16 protein-coding genes are annotated in these 17,749 nt (G+C 58.8%); 12 read left to right on the top strand and 4 right to left on the bottom strand.

Annotation, left to right across the window (positions count from 1 at the left end; all coding sequences use genetic code 11):
- The first annotated feature begins 59 nt into the window (after positions 1-59).
- The 6 genes from yfcF (at position 60) to NE357_RS23540 (ending at position 5,615) form a co-directional block, all read left to right on the top strand.
- Positions 60-704: a glutathione transferase gene (gene yfcF, locus NE357_RS23565; protein WP_169431829.1), complete on the top strand. Its 645-nt coding sequence runs from the start codon at positions 60-62 to the stop codon at positions 702-704.
- Between the two features lie 23 nt (positions 705-727).
- The gene (locus tag NE357_RS23560; RefSeq protein WP_169431828.1) at positions 728-2,080 is read left to right on the top strand and encodes a KamA family radical SAM protein; all 1,353 of its coding nucleotides are present in this window, start codon (positions 728-730) and stop codon (positions 2,078-2,080) included.
- A 32-nt stretch (positions 2,081-2,112) separates the two neighbouring features.
- Positions 2,113-2,985: a branched-chain amino acid aminotransferase gene (locus NE357_RS23555; protein ID WP_169431827.1), complete on the top strand. Its 873-nt coding sequence runs from the start codon at positions 2,113-2,115 to the stop codon at positions 2,983-2,985.
- A gap of 20 nt (positions 2,986-3,005) precedes the next feature.
- Positions 3,006-3,764 (top strand): TauD/TfdA family dioxygenase, encoded by a 759-nt coding sequence (locus NE357_RS23550; RefSeq protein WP_169431826.1) that lies wholly within the window; start codon positions 3,006-3,008, stop codon positions 3,762-3,764.
- A 67-nt stretch (positions 3,765-3,831) separates the two neighbouring features.
- Positions 3,832-4,791, top strand: coding sequence for a diiron oxygenase (locus NE357_RS23545; RefSeq protein WP_169431825.1), 960 nt, complete (start codon positions 3,832-3,834; stop codon positions 4,789-4,791).
- A 14-nt stretch (positions 4,792-4,805) separates the two neighbouring features.
- Entirely contained in the window at positions 4,806-5,615 is an 810-nt protein-coding gene (locus tag NE357_RS23540) for an N-acyl homoserine lactonase family protein (protein ID WP_169431824.1), read from the top strand.
- Here the strand turns inward: NE357_RS23540 and NE357_RS23535 are convergent.
- Complete coding sequence (locus NE357_RS23535; RefSeq protein WP_169431823.1) at positions 5,612-7,042, bottom strand: aminotransferase-like domain-containing protein; 1,431 nt, start codon at positions 7,040-7,042, stop codon at positions 5,612-5,614. The genes NE357_RS23540 and NE357_RS23535 overlap by 4 nt on opposite strands.
- Before the next feature lie 556 nt (positions 7,043-7,598).
- Here NE357_RS23535 and NE357_RS23530 point away from each other — a divergent pair.
- The 6 genes from NE357_RS23530 (at position 7,599) to NE357_RS23505 (ending at position 14,530) form a co-directional block, all read left to right on the top strand.
- Complete coding sequence (locus NE357_RS23530; protein ID WP_169431822.1) at positions 7,599-8,792, top strand: MFS transporter; 1,194 nt, start codon at positions 7,599-7,601, stop codon at positions 8,790-8,792.
- A 32-nt stretch (positions 8,793-8,824) separates the two neighbouring features.
- A complete protein-coding gene (locus tag NE357_RS23525) occupies positions 8,825-9,442 on the top strand; it encodes a CDP-alcohol phosphatidyltransferase family protein (RefSeq protein WP_169431821.1) in 618 nt (205 codons plus the stop codon).
- Positions 9,443-9,460: 18 nt separating this feature from the next.
- The gene (locus NE357_RS23520) at positions 9,461-10,771 is read left to right on the top strand and encodes an ATP-grasp domain-containing protein (RefSeq protein WP_169431820.1); all 1,311 of its coding nucleotides are present in this window, start codon (positions 9,461-9,463) and stop codon (positions 10,769-10,771) included.
- A 77-nt stretch (positions 10,772-10,848) separates the two neighbouring features.
- The gene (locus NE357_RS23515) at positions 10,849-13,209 is read left to right on the top strand and encodes a PEP/pyruvate-binding domain-containing protein (RefSeq protein WP_169431819.1); all 2,361 of its coding nucleotides are present in this window, start codon (positions 10,849-10,851) and stop codon (positions 13,207-13,209) included.
- Positions 13,206-13,808: a gamma-glutamyl-gamma-aminobutyrate hydrolase family protein gene (locus NE357_RS23510; RefSeq protein ID WP_169431818.1), complete on the top strand. Its 603-nt coding sequence runs from the start codon at positions 13,206-13,208 to the stop codon at positions 13,806-13,808. The genes NE357_RS23515 and NE357_RS23510 overlap by 4 nt, the downstream gene beginning before the upstream one ends.
- Complete coding sequence (locus NE357_RS23505; RefSeq protein ID WP_169431817.1) at positions 13,805-14,530, top strand: phosphocholine cytidylyltransferase family protein; 726 nt, start codon at positions 13,805-13,807, stop codon at positions 14,528-14,530. Before NE357_RS23510 ends, NE357_RS23505 begins: the two co-directional genes overlap by 4 nt.
- A 71-nt stretch (positions 14,531-14,601) precedes the next feature.
- Here the strand turns inward: NE357_RS23505 and NE357_RS23500 are convergent, their stop codons facing one another.
- The 3 genes from NE357_RS23500 to NE357_RS23490 all read right to left on the bottom strand — a co-directional run bounded on the left by NE357_RS23500 (position 14,602) and on the right by NE357_RS23490 (position 17,658).
- Positions 14,602-15,306, bottom strand: a complete 705-nt coding sequence (locus NE357_RS23500) for a hypothetical protein (protein WP_169431816.1) — start codon at positions 15,304-15,306, stop codon at positions 14,602-14,604.
- 118 nt (positions 15,307-15,424) lie between these two features.
- Positions 15,425-16,945 carry a sensor histidine kinase gene (locus NE357_RS23495; protein WP_169431815.1) on the bottom strand — a complete coding sequence of 507 codons (1,521 nt, stop codon included), beginning with the start codon at positions 16,943-16,945 and terminating at the stop codon, positions 15,425-15,427.
- Positions 16,942-17,658: a response regulator transcription factor gene (locus NE357_RS23490; protein WP_096822804.1), complete on the bottom strand. Its 717-nt coding sequence runs from the start codon at positions 17,656-17,658 to the stop codon at positions 16,942-16,944. Before NE357_RS23490 ends, NE357_RS23495 begins: the two co-directional genes overlap by 4 nt.
- Positions 17,659-17,749 lie beyond the last annotated feature (91 nt).

The following is a 17,749-nucleotide window of genomic DNA, read 5'->3' as shown; positions in this document are numbered from 1 at the left end:
TAACGAAGCGCCCGCTTTTAGTGGTGCGATCGAGCGCGTTTATATAGGGGAGCGCATGCGTGAATAGTTCAAGATTGAAGTTGTATGTCGGTGCGGATTTCGTCAGCGCGTTTGCGATGTCGGCCTTTGTCGGGCTCAAGGAAAAACAACTTTCCTTTGAACTTGTGAGTGTTGATCTGAAGTCGGGAGAGAACTACCAGTCGGCTTACCGAGATCTTTCGCTGACCTGCAAGATTCCCACACTGGTTCATGAAAACTTCGCCCTGTCGGAATCGTCCGCCATCGTCGAATACCTCGACGAGATCGCCCCCGGCCATCCGAAGCTGCTGCCACAGAACATCCACCATCGTGCCCGGGCCCGACAGCTGCAAGCCTGGCTGCGCAGTGATTTGCTGGTCATCCGCAAGGAGCGTCCGGCAGACCTCATCTACTTCGGACCGCGTGATACGCCATTGTCCCCCGACGCCCGGAGCGCTGTGCAACGCCTCTTGTTCGTTGCCCAGACTTTGCTGAAGACAGGGAGCGAGTACCTGTTTGACGAATGGTGCATCGCTGATATCGACCTGGCGATCATGCTCAACCGGCTGCTGGCCAATGGTGATCCGTTGCCCGAGCGGCTTGCCGAATACGTACGCCGCCAATGGCAGCGTGACAGCGTGCAAGCGTGGCTGGATCAGCCGCGCGTCGCGCCGCTGCAAGCCTGATCATCGCGCCCAGGAGTATCGCCATGCAGGGACTCGAACAAGGACCGTCGCAATTTGAACGCTACAAACCCTACAACTCACGCAGCATTCGCGACACGTCGTACTGGCAAAGACTGACGCCGGCGTTGCAGGAAGCCATGGACGTGGTGGCGCGGGTCATGCCGTTTCGCACCAACGACTATGTGCTGGGCACGCTGATCGATTGGGAGAACATTCCCGACGACCCGATCTTTCGCATGACCTTTCCGCATCGAGACATGCTGCTGGCTCACGAATACGACACGTTGAAACGGTTGATCCAGCAGGATGATTCCATCGCGATCAAGCGCTGCATCGAAGGGATCTGGCGGCGAATGAATCCGCATCCTGCGGGACAGCTGACACACAATGGCGCCAGCCTCGACGGAAAAATCCTGCCGGGCATTCAGCACAAGTACCGCGAGACGGTTCTGTTTTTCCCCGGCGCCGGTCAGACGTGTCACGCCTACTGCACGTTCTGTTTCCGCTGGGCGCAGTTCATCGGTGAAGAAGAACTCAAGTTCAACGCCCGGGAATCCCAGGAGCTGGTGAATTATCTGACGCTGCACACCGAGGTCACCGATGTGCTGATCACGGGTGGCGATCCGATGATCATGAATACCCGATCACTGGCGTCCTACATCGAGCCGCTGCTGGAACTGGCGCATCTGAAGAGCATCCGCATCGGCACCAAATCGGTGGCGTACTGGCCGCAGCGGTTCGTCAGCGACAAGGACGCGCCGCAGCTGCTGGCACTGTTCGAGCGGATTGTGGCCGCCGGCAAGAACCTGTCGATCATGGGGCACTACAACCATCCGGTGGAAATCCGTCAGGACATCGCCCGACAGGCTGTGGCGAATATTCGAGCAAGCGGCGCAACCCTGCGCATGCAGGCTCCAGTGATCCGCCATATCAATGAAGCGCCGGCGGACTGGGCGGCACTGTGGACGGAGGGCGTGCGGTTGGGGGCGATTCCCTACTACATGTTCGTCGAACGCGATACCGGGCCGAGCCACTACTTCGCAATGCCGCTGGCCCGGGCGTTCGAGATCTTTCAGGCAGCCTATCGCACGGTCTCGGGTCTGGCGCGCACTGTGCGCGGGCCATCGATGAGCACGTTTTACGGCAAGGTCCTGATCAACGGAATCGAAACCGTCGCCGGGGAAAAGGTCTTCGTGTTGCAGTTTCTCCAGGCCCGCAACCCGCAGTGGGTGCTGCGCACGTTTTATGCCGCATTCGATCCCCACGCCACGTGGTTTGACGAGCTGAGACCGGCGTTCGGCGAGCGGAGTTTTTTCTTTCAGACCGAAGCGGCGATCACGCCTGAATTGATACCGGTGCTGCTGCAAACAGCTTAGGACGATTGATTGTCAAAGGGAGAAGAAGGGACATGAGCGCAATTCCATTTGATCAGCGCGAAGGCGTGATCTGGCTTGACGGCGAGTTCGTCGAGTGGTCGCAGGCACGGTTGCATGTGCTCAGTCACGGGCTGCATTACGCCAGCACCGTGTATGAAGGCGAGAGAGTCTATGGGGGAAAAGTATTCAAGCTGCGTGAGCACACAGAGCGTTTGTATCGCTCGGCGCAATGGATGGATTTCACGATTCCCTTTACGCCGCAGGCACTGGAAGACGCCAGTCATGAGTTGCTGCGGCGCAACTCGGTCATCGACGGCTATCTGCGTCCGGTGGCGTGGCGCGGCAGCGAGATGATTTCCACTTCCGCACGTTTCAACCGGGTCCATGTGGCGATTGCCTGCTGGCAATGGCCGAGCTATTTCGATCCGGCGGCACGCATGGCTGGCATCCGTTTGAAGACTGCACTGTGGCGTCGGCCGCCACCGGACACCAGCCCGTTCCAGGCCAAGGCGTCCGGGCACTATCAGATCGCGACATTGAGCAAGCACGATGCAGAGAACAGCGGTTATCACGATGCACTGATGCTTGACTGGCGTGGGCATGTTGCGGAGGCGACCAGCGCCAACGTGTTCTTCGTCAAAGGCCGGACGCTGCACACGCCAACGGCCGATTGTTTCCTCAATGGCATCACTCGCCAGACCGTGATCGAACTGGCGCGGGCATTGGACTATCAGGTCATCGAACGAACGATCGTGCCCTCGGAGCTGGGCGAGTTCGATGAGTGTTTTCTCACCGGCACCGCCGCTGAAATTACCCCCGTGCAAAGCATCGACCAACAACGCTTCGAACCTGGCGCCGCATGCCGCGAACTGATTGCGGCCTACACCTCAACCGTTAACGCCTGAACCGGAAAAGGACTGCCACCATGTCAGACCAAGGATTCGCTGTGCCCGCCCCTCAAGCTTCGCTGGACCTTCGTCAAGAAGAGTTGGCCATACGCGGCTGGACGGTGCTCACCCCCAACGAATTTGCGCACGATGTCGAGGGCGTTTTGCAGGCGTTCGGCCCGATCATTCCGCAGTTCAACGGGCAAACGGCGTTCGCCATCACCCGCAAGCCGGGTTATGAGGATCTGCCTTATTCGCAAAGCATGAATGGCATCGGCCCGCACACCGAGGCTCCGGTCTATGGTCCGCCGCCGCGCTACCTCGCGCTGCATTGTCTGCGCCAGGCCACTTGTGGTGGCGGGCATACGGGGCTGGTGGATGGCCTCGAGTTTCTCCAATCACTGGAGCAGGACGATCCAGAGTTGCGCGAGTGGATTCACGATACTCCGGTGGAGTTTGTCGCCACCGCCAAGCCCGGTGAGCCAGGGCAGCGCCGTGTGCTGGAGTACATCCTCACGCCGGCCGAGAAGGGCGACGTCTTTCGTTTCAGCTACAACCAGTTTCATTACGGCGATGTGAACCCTTCGAAACAAGCGCTGGAGCAATCACAGGTCGCCAACAGCGATAGCCCGCTGGCCCGTTTTGCCCGTTTGGGCGAGGCGTACTTTCTTGAACACAACACCCCGGTGCTTATCCCTGACGGGCACATGCTGATCTGGGACAACTGGCGAATGATCCATGCTCGCAGCCGCTACAGCGATCCGGCGCGACACCTTGTTCGCTACTGGCTGGGTTGAGTTTTGCGACTTTCTTAATTTCATTGACGTACCTGGCAACAGGTACGCGTCCTACAGGTATCGCGTCATGGAAACTGCAATCGAGATCGTCTCTGTCGATCATCAACTGGTGATCCGTCTGAATCAGGCCTGGAGCAAACGGGCTACGGTGTGTTCGCCGGCAAAGGCGGATGTCAGCGAGGCGTTCGACCCGACCCGTGCTGATTACCCCGAGCGGCTGGTGCCGTTCTTCCATCACCCGGCGTTTCAGGCGCTCAGTGAAGAACTCAAGAGCAGCGTGCTCACCTGGGGGTGGATTGGCTATAACCTGCGCACCGTCACTGCCGAAGAACTGGTGGTAAACCCGGCATTGAGCGTCATTGCCAACCAGTACCTCGGTCCGGACGACTGGCATTTTCGCGAGGCCATGCAGCAGGCACTGATCGACGAGCACTACCACACGCTGATGCACCTGCGCGCTGTGGAGCGTACCCGCGCCGAACGCAAACTGGGGGCGATGCTTGACCTGCCTCCGTCGGTCACGTATCTGCGGCTGAAGGCCTTGCAACAGGAACTGAGTGAGCCCTGGCAGCGGGACATGGCTGCAATCACGTTTGCTGTCGTGGCAGAAATCAGCGTCAACGCCTTCCTCGACCTGCTGGCGGATGACCAAAGCATCCAGCCGCAGAATCGACTCGTCGCCGAATTGCACAATCGGGATGAATATGCCCACAGCAAGGTGCTGGCCGAAGTGGCCAAGGTCATGTACGCCAACATGCAGACGGAACAGCGAGCGTTTTTCACCCGCACCCTGTCCCAGGCATTGAGCGCATTCGTGGCCCAGGACTACTCGATGTGGGAGGCGATTCTGAGTCAGCTCGGTGTTGAGCAAGCCAGGCAGATCATCGACGAAACCCGTGAAAGCAACCGCAACGCCACCATCATGCGCGACTACAGCGGATTGCATCGTCTGGCCGAAGATCTGGGAATCGGCGCGCAGATCGATTTTGATTTCCGCCCGACGCTCAAATCCGAAGCGGCAGCCTGAATCGGGAGGTGAACATGTCTGTTCCTGAGTACGAAGTTTTTGCCATCCGTGTCGGGGCCAATGCCCAACGCACAGCCCGCGAGAGCTTTCTTTACGACGCCTGTTGCGGTGACCCGAATGCGCCAATGCCGCTGGACTATTACTTCTGGGTCATTCGCAATGCCGAGCACGTGGTCGTGGTCGATACCTGCTTCCAGCCTGCCACGGCGGAACGGCGTGATCGTCAGATGTATCGCCGGCCAGAAAACTCCCTGCGGCAACTGGATATCGATCCTGCGCAAGTCAAACAATTGATCCTGACGCATCTGCATTGGGATCATGCCGGCAACATCGGTTTGTTTGCCAATGCCACGGTGCATTTGCAGGAAGCTGAACTGCGTTTCTGCACCGGGCCGAAAATGACCCATCGCACCCTCAACAAAACCTACGAGGTCGAGGACGTCATGTCGGCCCTGCCGCCATTGTTCGAAGGGCGCTTGCGTTTGCACAGCGGCAGTGTCGAAGTGTTGCCGGGCATCACCCTGCATCCGGTCGGCGGTCACACACCCGGCAGCCAGGTGGTGCGGGTGTTCACCGAGCGCGGCTGGATCGTACTGGCCTCCGACGCCGCCCACCTGTGGGCCAACATCCGCCAGCGCAGTCCGTTTCCGATCCTCGATGATCTGGCGCAGACCCTTGAGGCGTTCGATCGGATCGATGAATTGGCGGACGGTGAAGACCATGTCATTCCCGGTCACGATCCGTTGATCGCCGAGCGTTTCGTTCACTTGAACGGTGATCCGCACATCATTTGTCTGCACCTGCCGCCGTTGTCTGCTGGCTAGTACTGGTTCTCCAGCAGTCGTCCAAGGGTTTTCACCGCGTCCTCGATACGCGGTGAAAACGGCGCGCCGCAACCGATACGCACACAGTGACCGAAGCGCTTGGCGTTGGAAAAGATGTCACCTGGCGTGATCTGGATACCGAGTTTCAGCGCGTCGTGAAACAACCTCATTGCCGACAACTCCCGCGGCAGTTCCACCCACAGCAACGTGCCGCCCTGAGGTGACGTGACCCGAGTACCGGCGGGGAAATGACGCAGGATCGCGCTGCTCATTTGCTGGCGTTGCCCGGTGAGTGTCTTGCGCAAACGGCGCAGATAACGTTCGTAGGAGGGCGTTTTCATCAAGGCGCTGACCGCCAGTTGAGACAATGCCTCGCAACCACGCGACTGCGTATGTTTGAGCATCTCTACACGTTCATGCCAGCGCCCGGCGCTTATCCAGCCCAGGCGAATGCCCGGTGCCAGGGTTTTGTTCAGTGAGGCGCAATAAATCAGGTTGTCGTTACGATCCCAGTGCTTGAGGGTCGACAGCGGTTGCTCGGTATCCACCAGATCGCCATAGGTGTCGTCTTCGATCAGTACGGTGCCGTGTTTATCGCACAACTCGACCAGCCGCGCCTTGTGGGCGTCGGGCATGATGCTGCCCAGCGGATTCTGCAGGTTGGGGATGACGATCAGCGCGCGGATCGGTTTTGCTCCTGCGAGCAATTGTTCGAGGACGTCGAGGTTCAGGCCGGTGTCGCTGGTTGTCGGCACTTCGAGCACCCGCAGATTGAGGCTCTCAAGGATTTGCAGCAGTCCATAGAAGGTCGGAGATTCCACTGCCACGATATCGCCGGGTTGAGTGACTGCGCGCAACGCAAGATTGATCGCCTCGGTTGCACCGTTGGTGATGACGATGCGCTCGGCCGGCAGATTGGCCTTGCTGGCCAAGGCGCGGCGCGCCAGGACCTGACGCAGCAGCGTGTTGCCACAGGCAGAGCCCGGAGCACCGAGCAGGTGTTGATCCAGGCGCAGGGACTTGGTCATGTGGGCCTGCAGGATCTTCAGCGGATACAGTTCGGGCGCGCAGTAGGCACTGGCGAAATTGACTTTGATCGACAGACCCTGGCTGGCCTTGAGCACCGACGACACCTGTTCATGAATGCCGACGTACACGTCGGTGCTCACAGGTGACGGGGCTGCAATGGCTGGCGATTTGGGCAATTTGTCGGGCTGACGGATGAAGTTGCCCGAACGTGGACGGGCTTCCAGCACGCCCTGGTGTTCCAGTTCGCGGCACACCTGCACTGCCGTGGAGAGGCTGACGGCATGTTTTTCCATCATCAGTCGGATCGAGGGCAACCGTTCGCCTGCCTTGAGGGTGCCGCTGCGAATGGCATCTAGATAGTGATTGGCGAGTTGCCGATAGAGGGGTGGGGTATTCATGAGAGCCTCAGCAAACGCACCACTCGTCGTTGGCTGGAAAGTGATTCGATGCTCCCTGCAGGCGGATCCGTGGTGCTCAAGGGTTGAGAAAAATGGAGGTGTCCGGGGTAAAAGGCATCGGGTGGGCTGTCGCGGCCGTCCGGCGCCTGTGACTTTCAGGGACCGGCATTGAGTGCCGCAGATACTGGCACTTTGCAAATGGTCTGGTGGAGGGGGGCCTGGCAGGGCTTGAGAGATGCAATCGACGGGGTGGGTGCAACCGCCGAAAGTATCGGGTTGTACTTATGTTTGTTTTGAATCGAAACAGTGCAACCGAAGGCAGTTTCTTTTTGCCTGGCCAGGGAAAATCAACGCGACTAATAAGTCATTATGGGTCTGAGTGTTGTTGCACGTCCTTTGTAACAACAAGGTGACTTTGTCTAACTTCGCGCACTAAAAGAGTGCGTGTTTTTTTTATTCAGAGATAGATGACAAAATTATTAAAAGATATTGCCCAGTATTGTTTTTTACGATAGCGTGTCAGTCAAGCAGGAAGCTTGCACAGTGAAGGATCATAATGAGCAACACCCTCTCTACGAAAAAACTGACGATCCTTATATGGATCATCAATCTTTGCGCCATCTGTGCATCGACGCTCAGTTATATCTACCTTTCTTATTACACTTATAAAGAAACCGGTAGCCTGCTGTATTCTCAAATCGTGTTGTTTTCGCCGATGGTGTTGCCGGTTCTGTTCGTCGGGCAGATTTATCGGCTCTCTGATCGCGTCTCCCCACGCACCCTGTTGCTGTTATCCAATGCCGTGGCGTTGCTGGTCGCCATCCTGGTGTATTCGGTGTTGCCGACGTTTGCGTTGATTGCCGTCGTCGGCGGTATTGCGATAGGGGCACTGGATGCTTTGCAGCGGGTAGGGCGGATCGTTGCGATCAAGTGCTATTTCAATTCGCAGAACGTGGAGTCGACAGTGCCGCTGACTCTCACGGCGCAGTTCATCGCCGGCGGGATTGCCGGTGCCGCCATGGCGTTGGTCAAGGGTGAAATGATGCCCTGGCACGCCTTGCTGATTACCGCCACGCTGTTTGCCTGCGCAGCTATCGCGGCGTTTCTGCTGCCACGGGCCGAGCGTTCGGTCAGTACCGGGGTGCCAGCGTCCACGGCGCTGATCGCGACTTTTTCGGCGCTCATGAAAAGCACCCCGCAGCTGCGCCACAGTTTCATCAGCTTCATCGTTTTCGTGAGCGTCTATCAGGGTTTCTTCAACGTTTCCCGGATTTTGCTGCCTGCCCACGTGCTGGGTTTGTCGGAAGGTTATGTCGGGCTGTTGCAAGCGGTGAACAGCATCGCTGCCCTGGTCGGAGCCATCGTTTATTACAGGCTGAACAAGCGTGGGCATCGGCTGGCGCCGTTGTCGATGGCGTGTGCCAGTGCATTGTTCATGATGACTGCCGCTTTCGGTGGCGGGTTCTCTTCAAGTTACGTGGCGTACTTTTTCTATATCTTTTTCTTTGAACTGGCATTTTTCAAACTGCAGTCGGATGTGGTATTGGCGACGCCCGGTCATGCCATGCCATTAGTCGCATCGGTTCAGTACGCGGGTGTCTACGCAGGGATGATAGTTACTATCTTTCTCGGAACATTATTGGTTGAGCAGGTCGGGCTGTTTATCACCAGTATTGTTTTCGTTGTTACTTACTTGCTCGCTATAAAGTTATTGTCGTTCGGTACAAGAGCCGCCGAGCAAGTCGTTTAATCAAATCAAATAAGACAAGGAAGTCATGAGTCATGCGCATTATTGTGCCGGTGTTTCCGTTCGTCCGTTTTCTCGACCTCGCTAACTGGGTGACAACAATAAATATATTGTTGTCCTTCGCTGCGGTCGTGACCGCCTACCGGGGAAGTCTGTCCTGGGCCGCGAGCATCATATGCCTGGCGGCCATTCTGGATTTCGTTGATGGTCACATCGCCAGAACCTGGCTGGCCGCTGATGCTCCCCGTCGTGCCTTCGGTAAACACCTGGACAGCTTTGCCGACCTGTTGAACTTCAGCGTTGCGCCGGCGCTGATCCTGATTCTGCTGTCGCCTTCCTTGCCCGGGGTGTCGGCCGCTGCTGCGCTGGTGCTATCGGGTGTTCTGCGCCTGGCGGTGTTCGCCATCAACGACCCGAATGCCCCGGTCGGTTATCGCGGATTGCCAACCACTTATTCCGGCCTGCTGTTCGCGCTCGCGTTCCAGGCTGTCGCCGCTGGCAAGGCTTCGGAACACAGCGTTCTGTGGCTGACCTTTCTGATTGCCGTATTGCAAGTCACCAGCCTGAAACTGCCGAAATTCAAGGCGGTTCCTACGGTGACGTTCATCGCGGTGGTGTTTTCTCTGAGCAGTTTTCTCCTGCACAACGCATAACTACATGGAGCGTTCCTTATGAAACACGTTGTTTTGGTCGACAGCACGGTCAGTGGCCTGCTGGCCTTTGAAGCGGCCAAGCGTCTGGGTTGTTACGTGACCTTCATTCACCAGCGCGACATGTCGTTCCTGACCATCTCGGTCAAGGGTGATCAATCGAAGATCGAACCGTACCTCAAGCATGTCGATGAATACATTCGGGTCGGATCGCTGGAAGGTAGCGAATTCCACGACCTGCTGGTCAAGCTCAACGAAGCCCGCAAGATCGATGCGCTGATCACCACTTCTGAAGCCGCCATTGTGGCAGTGGCCAGAGAGTCGGAGTGGCTGGGTACCCGTTATCCAAGCCACGAGCATCTGTGCGGTGCGGTCTATAAAAGTCGTCTGCGCGAAACGCTGCGAGCCAACAATGTTCGCTCACCTGATTTCCAGGTACTCACTGAAAGCCAGCTGGCTGAAGGTGTCGCGCCACGACTGGCACTGCCGTTCGTGGTCAAGCCTACCCGTGGTTTCTCCAAGCAGTTTTCCGCGATCTGTTTTACTCGGCAGGATTTCGACGGTTTCGTCGAGAACATCCGCCAGGCCCGTTCCGAATCGGACCCGATGATCGATGGACTGGTCAGCCGTGAATACCTGATCGAGGAATACGTCAAAGGCACGCTGCATTCGGCCGAAGTGATCGTGCAAAAGGGCGTGGTGTCGTGCTATGCGACGACCATCCGTTTCCGCGCCGAGTACAACGAAATCCTCGAAATGACCGCGACCATGCCGTCGGGTCTGGACAATGCCGCGCGTGATGAAATCAAGGCATATGTACAGGATGTTTTCAGTGCGCTGAAACTCGATATCGGTCTGTATCACGTCGAGCTGCTGCGTGACGAAAAAGGTCCGTGCCTGGTGGAAATCAATGCCCGCATGATGGGCAGCGTTGCTCCGCAGATGTACCGGATGCTGACCGGTATCGATCCCTTCGAAATGCTCATTCGCCTGCACCTGGGCGAGACCATCAAGATCGACGATTCGCTGATCGAAACCGCCGGCACCGTGGTGACGGTCGCTTCGCGTCATGGCGGCAGCATTTGCGAAAGCTACGACCCAAGTCTGTTGCAGCCGCTTCTGGACAAATACGCCATCGAGTTCTGCACGGCGCACGTGGTTCCTGGCCAGCAGGTGAGTGTCTACAGCGGCAACATCGGCACTATCGGCCATGTGATCGTGCTCGACAGCTGTCCGTATGCCGCAGCGAAAAAAGGCAATGAGTTCCTGGCCGAACTGTCGCTGTTGTACGGCAACGAACTGGCGAAATACACCGGCCCCGAGTTGTTGTAAATCGTCGTTGTACCCGGCTCCCGGTGGCCGTCACGGCTCACAACGGAATGTAATGACCTCTCTCAATGGAAGACGACATGCAGTCGATGACTTTAGTCAGTCCCTTCGAGTTTTCCGGTAAGGCCGGAACACTGGAAAGCCTTGCCCCGTTTCTGCAGAACGGTCGTGTGCTGCCTCTGCACCGGTTCACTGTGGGAAACTGGCGCAATAAACCCCAGGCGATTCTGGATTACTGTGTCAGGCGCTTCGGTGATCAGCCTTTGATCGTGCGTTCGAGCAGTCTGACCGAAGATCAGGATGGCACCTCGGGCGCCGGGATGTACGACTCGGTCGGTAATGTCTGCGGCGCGCCGGCGCTGCAGCAGGCCATCGAGCAAGTGATCGCTTCTTATGGGCAGGCGCGTGACTTCGATGAAGTGCTGATTCAAAGCATGGCGACCGGGGTGCTGGCTTCGGGCGTGGCGATGACCCGCGACCCGGAATCCGGCCTGCCGTATTACGTGGTCGACTATGTGCCCGGTCACGGAACCGATGGCGTGACGGCCGGCACCGGCACCGTTCATTCATTTGTTGCGATCAAGTCCCAGACCGCTGCAGAACCGGCAGCGCTCAAGGGGCTGTTTGCCTTGCTGGCCGAAGTCGAACAACTGACCGAACGCGATGCGCTGGACATCGAGTTCGCCATTACCGAAGACGGGCCGCTGCTGTTTCAAGTGCGACCGATGACCGGGCAAGGCATCGACAACATCGATGCGCGGGCGGACATCGGGTTACAGGCGGTACTCGACTCGGAAGTGGTGCTACTCGAAGGGCTGGCCCGCAAGACCCGTCAGCCCGAACTCGGCGTGCATGCCTTTCTGGGGCTGATGCCGGACTGGAACCCGGCCGAGATGATTGGGGTCAAGCCACGTCCCTTGGCCTACTCGCTGTACAAGGAACTGATCACCGACGTGAACTGGGCATCGGCCCGGTTCCGCTATGGCTACCGTGACATGCGCAACAAGCCGCTGATGTATCAGTTCAGCGGCTCACCCTATATCTGCATTCCCTACAGCGTGGAGTCGTTCATCCCTGCGAGTTTGCCGCTGTCGATCGTCAACTCGGTGGTCACCCAATGTTGTGAACATCTGGGGGCGCATCAGTCGTTGCACGACAAGATCGAGTTCTCGATCATTCCCACCTGTTTCACACCGCAACTGGCTGCGATGCCCGCCGAGTCGATCCCGGCCTTCAAGGGGCTCAATGCCGGGCAGCGCGCACTCTATCTGGCCGAACTGAAAAGCGTCACCGAACATATCATCAGTGCCGATGGCCCGTTCTTTTCGGATCTGACACGACTGCCGCGGATCGAACAGAAGGTAGAGCGCCTGGATCGCGACCCTGAGAACGTCGACCCGTTGCATCGTCTGCGTCACGCACTCGCCGATGCGAAGGTCGTGGGCGAAGTGTTTTCCGGGGTCGCCCGGGCAGCGTTCGTGGCGACAGCGGTAATCAAGTCGCTGGAAAACCAGCAGCGCATTCCGGCGGGTTTCACCGACTGGATGATCGGTGGCGTGCACACGGTCGGGCGCAAGATGGCCGACGACTTCCGCATCCTGCACAAAGAAGCGTTCCTGCGCCTGCATGGTCATGTGCGGCCTGGCACTTATGACGTGCGTGTGGCGCGCTATGACGAAAGTCCGCAAGCGTATTTCGACTGGAACACGCCGCCGCAACGGGCCCAGCGTGACGAAGGACCAAGGGTGATCAGTGGCGAGATCCGCCTGGCGGTGCAGCAGGCGTTCGACGAGTGCCGGTTCCGGGTGTCGGCGGAGCAGTTTTTCAAGTTCCTCGATGCCGCCGTGGCGGCGCGCGAGAAGGTCAAATACTTGTATGGCGCGTTCGTATCCCAGGCGCTCAAGGCACTGGCAGGCTGGGGGCGCGAGCATGAATTGAGTCTCGATGAGCTGAGCTTCGCCAGGCTTGGCGATTTTGTCGGCAACCTGGAAGAGGTGCGACTGGACTCGATTCGCGACAAGATCGCCAGTAACCGCACGCGCTGGCAACAGACGCAGAACATTCGTACCCCGGTGATCGTCTGCAAACCGCAGGATTTGCTGGCTCACGCCATCGAATCGTGCAACCCCAACTTCATCACCCGAAGTTCGACGCAGGCGCCGGTCGCGGTGTTGCGTGCGGAAGACATCGGCAAGCGCGATATCGAGGGCTGCATTGTCCTGATCGAAAACGCCGATCCCGGATTCGACTGGATTTTCACCCACCGCATCGCCGGCTTCATCACCGCCTATGGTGGGGAAAACTCGCACATGTCGATCCGCGCCAGGGAGTTTGCGATTCCCGCCGCCATCGGCGTCGGTGACGTGAAGTTTCGCAGCTTGCTGAACAGCAAGCGGTTGATCCTCGATTGCGCCGAGCGGCGGATTCAGGTGCTGTCGTGACGTTGATCGCGGTGACCATGCTGCGTCTGTTCGATACCGCGCGCCAGGAGTGGCGCGATGCGATCGACCAGCGCTGGACGGCGTTTCTGACGCAATGCGCAGTGCTGCCGTTGTACCTGCCGAACGATCCCGTCGTCAGTCGGCAATTGCTGGAGCGATTCGAGCCTGACGGGGTGCTGCTGACCGGAGGTGGAAGCTGTCAGGCTTTGACCGGCAGCGCCGATCTGCGCGATGAGACTGAAGCGCTGCTGCTGGATTGGGCACAACGACGCCGATTGCCGGTGCTGGGGGTGTGTCGCGGCATGCAGGTCATGCTCACGCGGGCTGGCGCCGCACTTGCACCGGTCACAGATCATGTCGGCAGTCACGACATCCGGTATTGCGGTGCGTCCCGACGTGTCAATTCGTTCCACGACTACGGGTTCCGTTCCGTTCCGTTGGGTTATGAAATCGAGGCCGAGAGCGCCGATGGCGTGATTGAAGCGGTCAGCCATCCGGACGCCCGCCACAGCGCGGTGATGTGGCATCCCGAGCGCAATTCCCCCTTTGACAGTGCCGACCTTTCGCTGGTCCGCCAGGTTTTTGGAGTTTCACCATGAAGGCAATCATTCTTGCGGCAGGGCGTGGCAGCCGACTGGGATCGCTGACCGATCAACGGCCCAAGGCACTGGTCGAGTTTAATGCGATCCCGTTGATCGAGCGCACGGTCAACACGTTGCGCGCCGGCGGTATCAGCGAAATCGGCATTGTCGCCGGTTATCGCAGCGACATGCTTGCCGCCTATGCTGATCGGCTGTTCATCAACCCGTTGTGGAGTACCACCGGTATTCGCCAGTCCTTGAGTGCGGCGCAAGCGTGGCTCGACGACGAACCGTGTGTGGTGAGTTATGGCGACATTTTCTACTCGCCGGCTCTGGTGCGTAATCTGACGCAAGCGCAGGGCGATATCGTTCTGGGCTATGACCCCCGCGCAGTCGAGCTCTGGCAGCAACGCTTCGAGCAGCCGCTGGACGATATGGAGCGCTTTGTCATCGATAACGGACAGATCTGCGAGATCGGCCATCGCGCGCAGTCGCTGGAGCAGATTCAGGGGCAGTACATGGGCTTGTTCAAGCTGACCCCGGCGGGCTGGCGCGGATTGAATGAACAATTGACGGATCTGAGTACCGAACAGCGTGATCAGGTGGACATGACCTCGTTGTTTTCTCTGGCAATCGAAGCGGGTATCCGGGTTCAGGGAGTGCCGACCCATGAACCCTGGGGCGAAATCGATTGCCCGTCGGATGTGCGATTGTACGAGCGGATTTATCCACAGCTCTGACGATTGCCCGTCGTAAAAACCAAAAGCCCCACGCTGCCGGACAGCGTGGGGCTTTTTTTGCGGTCGCCGTGTTACTGGGCAGCGATGCTGTAACCGTCGAACGCGGTCTGCTGTTGCAGGGCCGTGATGATGTTCTTGCGGTTGATCGCGTGTTCGGTGCCGGCGTTGTCGACGAAGGTCTCGCCTTCGATTTCTGCTTCTTCGCCTTCACCGACGAAGGTGAAGCCGAGGAACTCCAGCGCTTCACGATCCACGCTCAGGCGCGAACGCGGCGTGCGCAGGGGCAGGGTCACGCTGATGCCGTCCTTGCTGATGCTGAACACTTCGACATCTTTTTTGGCACGGGCAGCCTTGCTCTTGCCGCCGCCCGGGTTGCTGATGGCCTGATGGGTCTGGTTCAGCACCTTGAGGGCCAGGCCGTAGACGATTTCCTGGAACGCCGGGTCGTCCTTGAAGCTGGACAGGATGCGGCTGATCGGGAACTTGCTGCTCAGGTCTTCGAGCGCCGCAATGTCGGCTGCCTCGGCGTCCTTCAGGCGCTTGAGCTGGCCCATCAGCTCGTAGGCCTGATCGTCATCGAAGCGATCGTGAGCCTGACGGATCGCGGCGCGCAGTTCGCGGATCTGCTCGCTCTCGCGGGTCGACTGGAACGCGTCGAGCACCATCTCGCTGATGATCTTCGCTTGTGGAATGTGTTGTGAAAGATTGATGGAGTTTTCGTATTCCGCTTTGGACGACAGGGTGACTACGGATTCAGCGGTGTTGAAATCGGACATTGAAATTTCACTACTTTTAACTTGGGATAAGACGAGAAAGCATGGGGGGCTTTTTCAGGCCGACTAATTTAGGGGAGCGGGGCGGTGTTGTCACGGAGCAACGGCCCGGTGGAGTTGATTATTTGCCCGGCGTATTCAGGTTCATCGAACGGACGATCCACTGCTCTGCATCCTGTTGATCCACCGGCAGCGAGAATTGAAAGGTCGCCCCGCGCCCGGCGACATCCAGCAAGCGGATCTCGCGTCCATGCAGTTGCAGGATCCGGTGCACGATCCTCAAACCCAGCCCGCCATCCCGTCGCGCGCCGCCGATATTGAAGGGACGCAGGAACAAGCCTTCGCGCAGTTCGGCAGCGATACCGGGCCCGGAGTCGCTTACGGTCACCTCGACCAATTGGCCACGTGACATCAGGCCGAGTTCGATTTCGCCGCCTTGCGGTGTGTGACGCAGGGCGTTGTCCACCAGATTGGTCAGCACTCGTTCGATCAGCCCGAGGTCGGCGCAGACGGCCGGCAGGTTGGCGCTGAAACTGGCCTTGAGCTCGACGTTCCGGGCTTCGGCCCCGAGTTCGAATTTCTGGAAGATGTCCTGCACCAGGTCGGTCAGGGAAAACTTCTCCAGTATCGGCTGCACAAAACCGTGTTCGAGGCGCACCAGTTCCAGCAAAGACTGCGCGAGTCCGCCGACCTTGCGGCTCTGGTCCAGGGCAATCCCCAGATAGCGGCGGCGTTCTTCGGGAGACAGTGTGGCGTCCTTGAGCGACAGGGTTTCTAGATAACCGTGCAGCGAAGCCAGTGGTGTGCGCAAGTCATGGGAAATGTTCGCCACCAGTTCCCGGCGTTCCTGATCCTGGCGGGTCAATGAGCGCCACTGTTCACCGAGGCGGTTTTGCATTTGTCGGAACGCCGCGTCGAGTACGGCGATTTCATCCGGATCGGCGAACTTGTCCACAGCGTTCGGAGTGACAGGAAGCGTTTGCGGCGCACCGTCGATGTCGAACTGGCTCACGGTTTCGGTCAATCGTCGCAGCGGTCGGGTGATCAGGTTGAATGCCGTCAGACCGGCAATCAGACACAGGAACGCCACCAGACCGATGGACAGCAACGCCGTATTCAGCGCCGCGCTGGTGGCGCCGCGTTCGGCAAAGCGATCATGGGCTTCACTGAGCAACACCACGTAAAGATACCCGGCCGGCTTGCCGTTGACCTGCAACGGGGCGGCGCTGAAAACCTTGCGGCCGTCGAGGCTGCGCGGGTCATCACCAAGGATCGGCAATGGCTGATCGTTGAGCAATCGCTGAATCGGCGCGAGATCGACAGTCTGCCGACGCAGGCGTCCTTCCGGCGCCGCATTGCCAACGATCCGCCCTTCGGTGTCGAGCAGGTACACCTCGACACTCGGGTTGACCAGCATCAACTGGCTGAACAGTTCGCGCACCGCGCCAGGCATCAGGCCGTTGCTGTCCATCAGCACCGTGTCGTGGGCGATGTGCTGCGCCAGATCCCGGGACAGGCCCTGCACCACCTCCAGTTCATGCATCTGGCTGGAGCGCACCTGCAGCCACGCGGACGTGCCGCAGCACGCCAGCAGCAACACGGCGAATACCAGAGACAGGCGCTGCGTCAGGGTCAGTTTCATGGTTGCTCTGCGCTCGTGCCGAATTTGTAGCCACGGCCCCACACCGTAAGGATGCGCACCGGTTGTGCCGGATCGGCCTCGATCTTCGCCCGCAGGCGATTGATGTGGGTGTTGACCGTGTGTTCGTAACCTTCGTGGCTGTAGCCCCAGACTGCGTTGAGCAGATCCATGCGCGAGAACACCTTGCCCGGCTGGCGGGCGAAGAAATACAGCAGGTCGAACTCCCGAGGCGTGAGATCAAGACGCTGGCCGTTGAGGGCAACGTCACGGGTGATCGGGTCGATGGTCAGGCCATCGAGGCTCAGGCTGCCGGCGTCCATCTTCAGGTTGCGCGCCATGGCGTCTACCCGACGCAGCAGTGCCTTGACCCGGGCGACGAGTTCGAGCATCGAAAACGGTTTGGCGAGGTAATCGTCGGCGCCCAGTTCGAGGCCAAGAATGCGGTGCAGTTCGCTGGAGCGGGCGCTGGTGATGATGATCGGCGTATAGCGGGCCATGGCCCGGGCGCGGCGGCAGATTTCCAGTCCGTCGACGCCGGGCAGCATGAGATCGAGGATGAGCGCATCCCAGTGGCCTTGTTGCAGCAGGCGCATGCCTTCGTCGCCATCGGCGCTGTGCACCACCTCGAATTGTTCGTCCCGCAGATGCAGGCAAATGAGGTCAGCGATGTGCAGGTCGTCCTCGACCACCAGGACGCGTTTGGTCTGTTCCATGAAGCTCAATCCTTCGGCGCAATGTGCGCATTGTGCGGGTTTTCCTCGGGGCGAGTTATCACGAATTGTTTAACTTCCCGTGAGGATTTGG

It is taken from the genome of Pseudomonas sp. G7(2022), from assembly GCF_052660475.1.
Note: the sequence above shows the minus strand (reverse complement) of the source record. Positions and strands in the feature narration are given on the sequence as shown.

Excerpts from the sequence above, each read along its gene's own strand:
- NE357_RS23560 (WP_169431828.1), top strand. The coding sequence starts at position 728 with ATGCAGGGACTCGAACAAGGACCGTCGCAATTTGAACGCTACAAACCC.
- NE357_RS23555 (WP_169431827.1), top strand. The coding sequence starts at position 2,113 with ATGAGCGCAATTCCATTTGATCAGCGCGAAGGCGTGATCTGGCTTGAC.
- NE357_RS23550 (WP_169431826.1), top strand. The coding sequence starts at position 3,006 with ATGTCAGACCAAGGATTCGCTGTGCCCGCCCCTCAAGCTTCGCTGGAC.
- NE357_RS23545 (WP_169431825.1), top strand. The coding sequence starts at position 3,832 with ATGGAAACTGCAATCGAGATCGTCTCTGTCGATCATCAACTGGTGATC.
- NE357_RS23540 (WP_169431824.1), top strand. The coding sequence starts at position 4,806 with ATGTCTGTTCCTGAGTACGAAGTTTTTGCCATCCGTGTCGGGGCCAAT.
- NE357_RS23535 (WP_169431823.1), bottom strand. The coding sequence starts at position 7,042 with ATGAATACCCCACCCCTCTATCGGCAACTCGCCAATCACTATCTAGAT.
- NE357_RS23530 (WP_169431822.1), top strand. The coding sequence starts at position 7,599 with ATGAGCAACACCCTCTCTACGAAAAAACTGACGATCCTTATATGGATC.
- NE357_RS23525 (WP_169431821.1), top strand. The coding sequence starts at position 8,825 with ATGCGCATTATTGTGCCGGTGTTTCCGTTCGTCCGTTTTCTCGACCTC.
- NE357_RS23520 (WP_169431820.1), top strand. The coding sequence starts at position 9,461 with ATGAAACACGTTGTTTTGGTCGACAGCACGGTCAGTGGCCTGCTGGCC.
- NE357_RS23515 (WP_169431819.1), top strand. The coding sequence starts at position 10,849 with ATGCAGTCGATGACTTTAGTCAGTCCCTTCGAGTTTTCCGGTAAGGCC.
- NE357_RS23505 (WP_169431817.1), top strand. The coding sequence starts at position 13,805 with ATGAAGGCAATCATTCTTGCGGCAGGGCGTGGCAGCCGACTGGGATCG.
- NE357_RS23500 (WP_169431816.1), bottom strand. The coding sequence starts at position 15,306 with ATGTCCGATTTCAACACCGCTGAATCCGTAGTCACCCTGTCGTCCAAA.
- NE357_RS23495 (WP_169431815.1), bottom strand. The coding sequence starts at position 16,945 with ATGAAACTGACCCTGACGCAGCGCCTGTCTCTGGTATTCGCCGTGTTG.
- NE357_RS23490 (WP_096822804.1), bottom strand. The coding sequence starts at position 17,658 with ATGGAACAGACCAAACGCGTCCTGGTGGTCGAGGACGACCTGCACATC.